The organism is Paraburkholderia sp. SIMBA_027 (assembly GCF_046535315.1).
In the GTDB taxonomy this organism is placed as follows: domain Bacteria; phylum Pseudomonadota; class Gammaproteobacteria; order Burkholderiales; family Burkholderiaceae; genus Paraburkholderia; species Paraburkholderia tropica.
The window spans coordinates 1-250 of the sequence record NZ_JAWRWY010001240.1 but is presented as its reverse complement, the minus strand read 5'-3'; the positions used below and the strand labels follow the sequence as shown (position 1 = coordinate 250).

The 250-nt window shown below is 54.8% G+C and carries 1 protein-coding gene; it reads left to right on the top strand.

Annotated elements, in window-relative coordinates; all coding sequences use genetic code 11:
* On the top strand, positions 1 to 202 hold a 202-nt coding region (locus tag SB764_RS43105; protein ID WP_410867183.1), incomplete at its 5' end, for a hypothetical protein.
* Between the last annotated feature and the right edge of the window lie 48 nt (positions 203 to 250).

The following is a 250-nucleotide window of genomic DNA, read 5'->3' as shown; positions in this document are numbered from 1 at the left end:
AAGCGATCCGGGAAGGATCGCCGCAACCAGCTCCAAGGGTGCGCAATATGGAAGCTTCTCGTTTCCGCCGGTTGCTCCCAACCTGCCATTCGGCTTGTTAAAAAATAGCGGTCGGATGAAACTTCAATGGCAGGTCAGTACGATCTTCGTCTTGAGCGAACCCGGCTCGGGGTTCGCGCTGGGAACTTCAATGGCTGATTAATTTGAGTTGTCGGGAAATTGCACGGCTCACGTAACGAGCGACAGGGGG